Origin of the sequence: Geminocystis sp. CENA526 (assembly GCF_050753365.1) — a bacterium.
GTDB lineage: Bacteria > Cyanobacteriota > Cyanobacteriia > Cyanobacteriales > Cyanobacteriaceae > Geminocystis.
Genome location: NZ_JBLZFY010000147.1, coordinates 1 through 7,593, shown reverse-complemented (window position 1 = coordinate 7,593; position 7,593 = coordinate 1). Strand labels below are relative to the sequence as shown.

At 32.1% G+C, this 7,593-nt stretch carries 9 protein-coding genes; 1 reads left to right on the top strand and 8 read right to left on the bottom strand.

The window, feature by feature from the left end:
* The 8 genes from ACN4EE_RS21195 to hemF all read right to left on the bottom strand — a co-directional run.
* Positions 1 to 289: hypothetical protein (locus ACN4EE_RS21195; RefSeq protein ID WP_431708496.1), on the bottom strand; the 289-nt coding region annotated here is incomplete at its 3' end.
* 142 nt (positions 290 to 431) lie between these two features.
* A complete protein-coding gene (locus ACN4EE_RS21190) occupies positions 432 to 770 on the bottom strand; it encodes a hypothetical protein (RefSeq protein ID WP_431708495.1) in 339 nt (112 codons plus the stop codon).
* A 25-nt stretch (positions 771 to 795) separates the two neighbouring features.
* On the bottom strand, positions 796 to 1,059 hold the full coding sequence (locus ACN4EE_RS21185) for a hypothetical protein (RefSeq protein WP_431708494.1): 264 nt from the start codon (positions 1,057 to 1,059) through the stop codon (positions 796 to 798).
* Between the two features lie 274 nt (positions 1,060 to 1,333).
* A complete protein-coding gene (locus tag ACN4EE_RS21180; protein WP_431708493.1) occupies positions 1,334 to 2,803 on the bottom strand; it encodes a site-specific integrase in 1,470 nt (489 codons plus the stop codon).
* A gap of 253 nt (positions 2,804 to 3,056) precedes the next feature.
* Entirely contained in the window at positions 3,057 to 3,341 is a 285-nt protein-coding gene (locus tag ACN4EE_RS21175; protein WP_431708492.1) for a 4a-hydroxytetrahydrobiopterin dehydratase, read from the bottom strand.
* Positions 3,342 to 3,404: 63 nt separating this feature from the next.
* Positions 3,405 to 4,610 carry an HhoA/HhoB/HtrA family serine endopeptidase gene (locus ACN4EE_RS21170; RefSeq protein WP_431708491.1) on the bottom strand — a complete coding sequence of 402 codons (1,206 nt, stop codon included), beginning with the start codon at positions 4,608 to 4,610 and terminating at the stop codon, positions 3,405 to 3,407.
* A gap of 434 nt (positions 4,611 to 5,044) precedes the next feature.
* Positions 5,045 to 5,437 (bottom strand): FHA domain-containing protein, encoded by a 393-nt coding sequence (locus tag ACN4EE_RS21165; protein ID WP_431708497.1) that lies wholly within the window; start codon positions 5,435 to 5,437, stop codon positions 5,045 to 5,047.
* A gap of 221 nt (positions 5,438 to 5,658) precedes the next feature.
* Positions 5,659 to 6,678 (bottom strand): oxygen-dependent coproporphyrinogen oxidase, encoded by a 1,020-nt coding sequence (hemF, locus tag ACN4EE_RS21160; RefSeq protein WP_431708490.1) that lies wholly within the window; start codon positions 6,676 to 6,678, stop codon positions 5,659 to 5,661.
* A 324-nt stretch (positions 6,679 to 7,002) separates the two neighbouring features.
* Here hemF and ACN4EE_RS21155 point away from each other — a divergent pair, with 324 nt between their 5' ends.
* Positions 7,003 to 7,479, top strand: a complete 477-nt coding sequence (locus ACN4EE_RS21155; protein ID WP_431708489.1) for an SRPBCC family protein — start codon at positions 7,003 to 7,005, stop codon at positions 7,477 to 7,479.
* The last annotated feature ends 114 nt before the right edge of the window (positions 7,480 to 7,593 follow it).

The following is a 7,593-nucleotide window of genomic DNA, read 5'->3' as shown; positions in this document are numbered from 1 at the left end:
CAATAATGGTTAATTGTTCATCATAGGATAGGTTATCAAACTCACAAAATAAGGCTTTTGCGGTTTTAATATCTTTTTTGGAATTACCTTGACCATTGACTACAAAATACACACCATAACCTGATTCTTGTTTAGGGAAATTATTTATGGGATAAGTGAGAGTGATATTTTTAGGTGATTTTTCTTTATCATTCTTGTCTATGGGAATTGTTCTAATAAAAACTGTTTCACCTTCACAGTATCCTAGACACTCTAAAAACTCGTTAATTTGGCTATTTTCTGGTAACATAATAATTATTCTTGTTTGTTCTTAGTCATTTTGACGATCGGTAATTTAATACCGATACATAAAAATATTTCAGCTTTTGCCGATCGCAAAGGCTATTTTTTTTGATTAAGAATGTACATTCACAATTATATATAAAAAATGATTAATTGCCAAATATATCGCTTAAAGACATATCATTCCCAAACGCTTTATATTGCCATGAGAAAATTTTAATTTCATCAATAGTTTTCATTAATGCAGTATTAGATGTTAAATCTGATTTAATGTTGCTTTTAGGTGATTGTAAAAAATCTTCTAAACATATTCCATTTAGTATATCTTTTACATCCCTTGAGACTGATTCATGATTAGAAAAAAAATGTAATAAAAGTATCGCTACTATTTCATTTTTTAAAACATTATTTTCTTTACAGTATTGATCTAAGGCATCTATGATTTTAGGATGAAATGAAAGATTTAATCTTTGTTTAATTAATGGCATTGTTTGTTTTTCCTTTTGTTTACTTTTAAATAACTAATTGCTTAATATCTTTAATTAAGTTATTAGCATACTTTACTTTATAACCAGATTCTTGATTATCAATTTTATTAATTATTTCCTTAAGTTTCTCTGTAACAAGTGAATTAGGGTTATTTATTCCTAAGTCTAATTGATGAGCATAAGTTAATATTTCATCTTCAAATATCTCAGGTACTCTAATTAATTTTGTTTTAGTATTTTGCCATTTACTTCTAAATGGTTTTAGGTTATCTAAGTTGTATTTGTGCATGGATGCAATCTTTTCACTGTAACAAGTGAACTTTAGCTATTGTTGACGATTAGATTATAGCATATATAATAAGTATCTTTTCACTGTAACAAGTGAGTTTTGGGTATTATGTTTACTTTGTAAGTTTTAATCCTAGAATTATTGTAGTGATTAACTCTTAGAATATATACGTTTATTTGCGTTGTTTACGCTATACCCTTTAGGATTAATCCTTAAAGTAATTAAAGGGTTTATTTTGCCTTTTAATGTATCTTAAAATGAATGTTTGTTTATCTTAAAATAATTCTGGTAAGTCTATTTGGTAAATATCTTTGAGTAATTCCCATACAAAAGACTTGACCTCGTCTTTTTTGTCATCATCTATGTTTTGAAGTTTTTGTTCAACTAACTTAACCGCTAACTGAAAAGAGATAGGTTGTTTATGTTTTTTAGATGATTCAAATAAGTCAAGAATTACTTGAGAATTAAAATTTTGATAATATCTATAGTTCATTTCTACTGAATGCCCTAATGATTTAGCTCTGATACTATCAGGAATACCTGAAGCAATACCATTAGCATTTCCTAATTTTCTATTAGTATGAGTTTGACTTATTTTTTTTCCTAAATATTTGATTGACCATTTTTCTAAATTATTTTTACCACGATGAACAAATTGTCTATAACTATAAGTTGTTAGTCGATCTATGAATCTAGGAATATTTTGTTTTATCTCTAATATTTCAATTAAATTAGGGTAATTTGGATGTATAAAAGGTAAACAAATTTTATTCCCTGTTTTAGCTGTTTTATTACCGTTGTAAGTATAATTTCCGATATATAAATAATTATTATTATTATCAGTATCTGAAATTGCTCTAAATACCGTATCATCTTGACTTTCTTCTAATAAATCTTTTGAAGGAATATAATCTTTATCTAAGTTTTTGATAGATAATAATTCACCTATTCTTAATCCGTAAAGAACTTGTATTGAAAAAACAAATGCCCAAAATTCTCTTTCTTCTTGATATTGATTATTTTCATTTATTATATGTTGACGAAAATGGATAAATTCATCAATAGTTAATGGTGATTGTTTTGGATGCTTATTATTTGAATTACGTTTATTTTTACTAACTTTTAACTTACTTAATTTTTTATATATTGATTCTAATTCACTGTATTCACATAATCGAAGAAATGCTCTTAAACAATCTTGAAATCTTCTTTCATTTTTATTATCACAATATTCAAATAAAGTATCATAAATAATTTGATAATTAACCGTTTTTTCTAATGGTAATTTATCAAAATATCTTCCATTTTCTCGATCATAACTTTTTTCATCTGATTCACGACCCTCTTTTCTTGGTAAACCTCTTTTATCAGGAACACTAAAAAAATTTGTTCTCACTTTATCAATAGCATCTTGAAAAGTAATGAAATCATTAAAAGCCTTTTGATTAATACCCTTAATATTTTGTTCATACCATGCCCAAAACTCAATTTCAGACTCATAGTTGTTTAATTTTTTAGCTAGTAATAAGGCTTTTTCTAATGCTTTATTTAAGCCATGAATTGTAAATTTTTCATTGATTCCGTATGTACTGCGTTTTTTATATTTTGTTTTAAACTGAAAACTTAATTTATTACCTCTTTTCGTTAAGGTGATACCAGTAGGTATTTCGGTTTTTATTTTCTGGTAATGTTCTAAAATAACTTTATATCCCTGATATTCGTTATTCGTTTTGGAAGTATTCATAATTGACTCAATATTGACTCATCTTTTAATTTATCTAATCCCTTAAACACTTCATTAAGTAAAACAAGGTAAGATATATCGACATTATAAAAGAAAATATTGAGTTCGATTCCCCTATACTCCATTGCACTCATTTTATTTTTATCCATTGCCTTCTGAAATTAATTTTGTCCAATTACTTAGAAACTAAAGATGATCATCTTTAATACAGAATTTTGGTTAGCTTTTGCTTCTTTTATCGAAAATCAACCAATTACATTCGATCGAAAATCCTCACAATTTCATGGGCAAGATCAAAATCTTTTTGAGTGATACCTCCTGCGTCATGGGTGGTTAAATGAATAGTCACCTTATTATAGGAGATGAAAATATCGGGGTGATGCCCTGCTTTTTCCGAAGGTTCGATTAATTTATTCACAAACTCCATCGCTTGAATAAAGTCTTTAAATTTGTAAGTAGTATTAATGGTTTGCACACTACTAATCCAATTCGGCAAATGTTCTAATTGTTGTCTTACTTCGGTTTCGTTTAATATCATAATAGAAAATTGAGAATTAATGACTTACTCATTACTCATTACTTGTTACTCATTACTCAGTATCTATCGTTGTTGAGATTGGGTGGGTAAAACTCCTAATGTGACAGGGATTTTTAAATCTTTTTGTTGACGGCGCAATTCTAAGGTTAAATCAGAACCGACATCTTTAGATTCTACCTTTTTCTGTACTTGAGAAGGTTCTTTGATTGCTTCTCCTTCTATACCCTGAATAATATCCCCTGACTGCAATCCAGCTTTAGCTGCAGGAGAATCGGGCATGATTTTGACGATTAAAACCCCTTCTTCATTGGTTAAATTAAACCCCTCATTTTTATTTAATTGCTGTTTGGTTTGTTCATTTAACGATACCATAGAAATTCCTAAATAAGGATGATCTACTTTTCCTTCGGTAATCAGTTTTTCGGCAATTTCAGCCGCGCGGTTAATGGGAATAGCAAAGCCTAATCCTTGGGCGTTTTTGATAATTGCTGTATTGATAGCGATAACCTCTCCTTTGGCGTTCAAAAGTGGTCCTCCTGAGTTACCTGGGTTAATAGCCGCATCGGTTTGAATAAAGTCTAGTCTCTTGTCGCCTACCCCAATTTGAGAACTCGATCGACCTGTAGCACTGATAATTCCTGTTGTTACGGTATTATCTAAACCTAAAGGATTACCAATGGCGATCGCCCATTCCCCAATTACAAGCTCATCGGAGTTACCGAGTAAAGCAATGGGCAAATTTTCCGCCTCGATTTTAATAACCGCTAAATCTGTGAGAGGATCAGTACCTAATACTTTACCTTCTAAAACTCTACCATCTTTGAGATTAACTGTAACTTGAGTCGCACCTTCCACAACGTGGGCATTAGTCAAAATTTTACCGTCATCACTGATAATAAAACCCGAACCTGTACCCTGTTGAATTTCCTCTTGAGGCATTTGGGGAATTTGATTACCGAAGAATTGACGGAAGAAGGGATCATTAAACATCGGAGGAATGTTACCATTACTCGCAACGGTACGTTGAGCATTAATTCTTACTACCGCAGGTCCTACTTCTTGCACTACTTTAGTCACAAAATTAATATCCCCATTTGCTTCTATTCCGGGTAATCTGGCTATATCATCTTTACTAGAAAAAATAGAATTATCGTTAGTTCTAGCAAAAATTTGCGGTGTATTCATCAAATAATTAACTCCAACACCGATACCCGCTCCTAATAATAATATAGATGTACCAGTAGTGATTTTTTGTAGATAATTTTTCATAATATATGCTCCTTCAAAATATAAGTAAAAGTATTAATAATTAGAACTTACCATAAGGATATTGCGTCATTGCGGTGAGGCGCGTAGCGTTGCGAGGCAACGAAGCAACCTGAAGCAATCTTAATTAACTTTAGGGTTTCAAATATAAGACAATAATTTTTAATGGATTGTGGACTTTAAAATAACAGTTAATATTTTTCCATACCTTGATATTGTACATTCTAAAGTTTTTCGATCGATAAAAGAGGGAAAAAAGTCAGCTTAAAGAGCGAAGGATGAAAAGAGGAAAACCTTTTTTTAAGCTGACACTTACTAATATAAAATACTGATTTGACTTTTCTGTGACGCAGATATGAAAAGTTTATGAAGAAGGCAGAATTAAGAATTAAAAACTATTCATTATTCATTATTCATTATTCGCTATTCACTATTCCCTAATTCATTACCGTTTCCTTAGAAATATCCTTACTGGTAAGAGGCTGACGTTTAGGTTGAGCGGTTGATTGAACGGCACTAGAGTCCACATCTTGACTAAGGGTGATTTTTATTTTTGGACCCGAACTAGCTAACCGAATCACCATACCATCTTTAACTAAAACTTTATTAATTTTTTTGCCATTAATAAAAGTACCATTAGAACCGAGGCTAATTAATGCCCAATCGTCTCCCCTAGGTCTAATTTCCAGATGATGGCGAGACACAACTGCACTATACAAGACTACTTCATTATCATTAGCCCGTCCAATTCTAATGACGGAGTTAGGCTCAAAGTTCCATTTTTGAACTGCAACTGATTTGAGAGGATGTAATAAAGTTAAAGTAATCACCGACGTTTCATCTGAGTAAAGATTGCTAGTTTGGTTATAAGTCAAAAAGGGATTAATTTACAAGTTTGACTCGACACACTTCCATATTTTACCTGATCTAGTGAGAAAAGAGAATTAAAAGAATTGAGAATTAAGAATTAAGAATTAAGAATTAAAAACTACTCATTACTCATTACTCATTACTCATTACTCATTCCTCATTACTCATTCCTCATTATTGATTATTCCGCCCAATTTTGTGGTTTTAAGAACACTTCGTACAATTCGGCTTCGGGGGTATTAGGTTCGGGGGTGTAGCCGTATTCCCAACGTACAAGGGGTGGAAGTGACATTAAAATCGATTCGGTTCTACCGTTAGTTTGTAACCCAAAAATAGTTCCTCTGTCGTAAACTAGGTTAAATTCGACATATCTTCCTCTACGATACAATTGGAAGTTGCGTTCTCGATCGCCATATTCGGTATGTTGACGTTTTTCGGCAATGGGTACATAAGCGGGAAGAAAAGTGCGTCCACAGTCTTGAATAAAAGCAAATAACTCCTCCCATGTACGATGTTTTTGAGGGGGTAAAGCATTACTATATTGTGCCGCTTCTTTATCTTTATGAGGTCCTTTGTATAAAGCTCCCGTACCGTCTTGGTAATCAAAAAATAATCCTCCTACGCCTCTAGTTTCGTTGCGATGTTTGAGGTAAAAATATTCATCACACCAACGCTTAAATACAGGGTAATATTCGGGATTGTGTCGATCGCACGTCTGTTTGAAGGTAGAATGAAAATGTTTAGCATCTTCAGCGAAGGGGTAGTAGGGAGTTAAATCAGCTCCTCCGCCAAACCACCAAACTGGTCCTGCTTCAAAATAGCGATAATTAAGATGTACAGTGGGAATATAAGGATTTTTTGGGTGTAAAACCATCGATGTGCCAGTAGCATAAAAAGAATGTCCCTCAGCTTCTGGTCTTTGTTGTAAAATACTAGGAGGAAGATTATGTCCCCAAACTTCTGAAAAATTGACTCCCCCTTGTTCAAATATATTACCATCGGTCATCACTCTCGATCGACCTCCTCCACCTTCTTCTCTTTGCCAACTGTCTTCTTTAAATTTACCCTTGCCGTCTAAGGCTTCTAAGCCTGAACAAATTTCATCTTGCAGACTTTGCATAAATTGGCTAACTCTAGTTTTTGCATCTTCTGGGGGTAAAGAAGGAGATTTTATATTAGTATCTGTAACGGTAGTGTTCATATAAAAATTTATTAAAATAATAACTTACAACCTACCAATCTAAACTGTGAGAGTATCATTAGACTATGATTATTAGCAGATCTTAATATTTTGCAATAAGCCAAAACCAGATAAAAGGAAAATTTCATTTATTTACAATTCTAATGTAAAGATTGAGTCATCTCAAGTTTGAATAATTATGTTGAATAAATTAATTTGTAGGTTGGGTTGAGGAAACGAAACCCAAAAAAACTTGTGCTAGTTTATTGATAACTGATTTTATAAACCTAGACTAAAATTTCAGTCCCGATTTTTATTTTTATTTCTAATCTTTAATTTGTAATCATGATTTTAAGTTTTTCGTTTAAATTGTTGGCTGGAGGGGGGAAACTATTATGTCAATTTTCGTTGTATAAAACCTATCGAGTAGTGAGTAATGTACCAGTGGATATGGTGTGGAGAAAATTAATTAATTTAGCGGATATGTCATGGCATCCTCTTTTTTCTCAAACGGATTTACCTAAAGGCTTAATTCCCAAACCGGGGTTAATTTTTCAAGCTGTTACTCGTTTAACTCCTATTCCCATTCGGATTTTTGTGGAAAATGTCAAGCCTAGAGAATTATTAAGTATTCGTTTACTAGCTATACCGGGTATCGAGCAAAGAATCACCTATCAAATAGAATCAACTCTTTGCGGTAGTTATATTTCCTATTCCATCACATTGAGAGGGTGGCTTTCTCCTTTTATCTGGTGGTTAATTAAGCCTTATTCCATCAGGGTAGCGGATGAATTAGTTAATGCGGCAGCAGAATTTATTTAGCTTAAACGGCGAGAAGCCCCACACTTTGTTTTCGAGTAAAAAAAATAATTAAAACAAGTGTGGGATGAATCGCCAGTGACGTGATAAAATAACTATAGGTTAACCACCTCAACC